General features: G+C 73.5%; 2 protein-coding genes and 1 pseudogene. 2 read left to right on the top strand and 1 reads right to left on the bottom strand.

Going from position 1 to position 1,598, the window contains the following annotated elements:
• Both ABZ260_RS50860 and ABZ260_RS50855 read left to right on the top strand, forming a co-directional pair.
• Window positions 1–1,245, top strand: a 1,245-nt coding sequence (locus ABZ260_RS50860; protein ID WP_355633119.1) for an amidohydrolase family protein, incomplete at its 5' end; no start/stop codon positions are given.
• A gap of 53 nt (window positions 1,246–1,298) precedes the next feature.
• Window positions 1,299–1,460: pseudogene (locus ABZ260_RS50855) on the top strand (serine hydrolase); the annotation flags it as partial.
• On the opposite strand, the gene ABZ260_RS50850 reads toward ABZ260_RS50855, so the two are convergent.
• On the bottom strand, window positions 1,456–1,598 hold a 143-nt coding region (locus ABZ260_RS50850), incomplete at its 5' end, for a 50S ribosomal protein L27 (RefSeq protein ID WP_355633122.1). The pseudogene ABZ260_RS50855 and the gene ABZ260_RS50850 overlap by 5 nt on opposite strands.

The following is a 1,598-nucleotide window of genomic DNA, read 5'->3' as shown; positions in this document are numbered from 1 at the left end:
GGTGCGGCGGAGCGCAGGGGTAAGTACCTCTGGCTGCCGCTGGACGGCCCCGACGCCATCCTGGCGCACCTCGGGATGAGCGGCCAGTCCCTCGTCGGGCACGGCACGCTCCGCGCCGGAGTGATCGGCCCCGTCGATCGGGCCGCCACCCCCGGCGAGCTGGAGACCATGTGCGCGCTGCTCGACCGGGCGCTCTCGGCGGGCGCGGCCGGGCTCTCCAGCGGGCTCATCTACACCCCCGGCACCTACGCGAGCACCGACGAGGTCGTCGCGCTGGCCGCCGTCGCGGCCGGGCACGGCAAGCCGTACGTCACCCACCTGCGCGATGAGATGTCACGTGTGGAGGAGGCTCTGGAGGAGGCCGTCGAGATCGCGCGCAGGAGCGGTGCCCCGCTGCACGTCTCCCACCACAAGACGGCGGGCAAGTACGCCTGGGGACGCACCGAGCGCACCCTGCCCAGAATCGCCGGACTGCGGGCCGAGGGCATGGACGTGACCTGCGACGTCTATCCCTACACCGCGGGAAGCACGGCGCTGGGCGCGATGCTCCCGCCCTGGGCCTCGGACGGTGGGGTGTCCGCGTTGATGGCGCGACTGGCCGACCCCGGCCAGCGCGATCGGATGCGCCGAGCCATCGCCGAGGGCGTCCCCGGCTGGGAGAACACCGTCGGCAACGGCGGCTGGGACCGCATCTCGATCGCCTGCGCGCCACGCCACCCCGAGACGGAGGGGCACACGATCGCCGAGCTGGCCGCCGCCCGCGGCCAGGACCCCCTCGACGTGGCCGCCGCCCTGCTCGTCGCCGAGCGGGGCGAGGTCACGATCATCAGCCACTCCATGATCGAGGACGATGTGCGGCGGGTGCTGGCCGCGCCGTACTCGATGATCGGCTCCGACGGCGTGCCCAAGCCCGGCGGCCGTCCCCACCCGCGCTGGGCGGGGACGTTCCCCCGCGTGCTCGGGCACTACACCCGGGAGCTGGGACTGCTCGACCTGGAGACGGCGGTGCACAAGATGACCGGCATGGCCGCGGCCAGGTTCGGGCTGGCAGGGCGCGGCGTGATCAGTGACGGCGCCCATGCCGACCTGGTCGTCTTCGACCCCGGCTCGATCGCCGACGGCGCCACCTTCGCCGCGCCGCTGGTCCCGCCGACGGGAGTCCACTCGGTGATCGTCGCCGGTGAGCGCGTGGTCCGCGACGGTGCCGAGACCGGCGCCCGGCCGGGGACGGTGCTGGCCACGTGATCGACGGTGACGGTGACCTCGGGAAGGACGACGGGTTGCGGGAGGATGGGGCGATGACAGGGTTCGACCTGCCGGGTGAGAGCGGCGCCGCCGCGGTGATCTCCAGGGTGGCCGTGTCGGTGCCGGGGCTGATCTCCGTCCACGAGGACGCCGAGCTGCCCCTCGCCAGCGTCGGCAAGCTGCTGCTGCTCGCCGTGGTGGCACGGGGGATCACCGAGGGGGAGCTCGATCCCGCCGAGATCGTGGAGCTGCGGGAGGACCGAACAGAACGTGGCCTGCGGCCAGCGCGAACAGCGTGTCGTCACTGCCACGGCCGACGTTGTCGCCGGGGTGGAAGTGGGTGCCACGCTGAC

It is taken from the genome of Streptosporangium sp. NPDC006013, assembly GCF_040614275.1.
In the GTDB taxonomy this organism is placed as follows: Bacteria; Actinomycetota; Actinomycetes; order Streptosporangiales; family Streptosporangiaceae; genus Streptosporangium.
Note: the sequence above shows the minus strand (reverse complement) of the source record. Positions and strands in the feature narration are given on the sequence as shown.